We start from the raw sequence: 227 nt of genomic DNA, 5'->3' as shown, positions 1-227 counted from the left end.
TCGAGCGAGACTTCGCCCGGACGCAGCGGACGCTCCAGGCTCTGGTCGGCCAGCACGCCGGAGGTCGGCGCGGCTTCGACGGCGACAGGCGCGTCCGGCACCAGCGGCGGCGCTTCGGCAACGGCAGCAGCAGCGCCGGCCGCCATGGCGGCCATGCCCTGCTCGACCATCGCTTCCAGCTTGTCGATGAGATCGCGGTCGGTGCCCTCGGGCTCGGCTTCGGTCGC

Annotated in this window: 1 protein-coding gene; it reads right to left on the bottom strand. The window is 73.6% G+C overall.

All coding sequences use genetic code 11. The annotated features are described in order from the left end of the window. Nucleotides 1-227, bottom strand: a 227-nt coding sequence (locus AC0L3B_RS40550) for a hypothetical protein (protein WP_473383767.1), incomplete at both ends; no start/stop codon positions are given.

Source organism: Bradyrhizobium sp. Kon56, from assembly GCF_055807635.1.
This window is presented reverse-complemented; position numbering and strand designations above follow the sequence as displayed.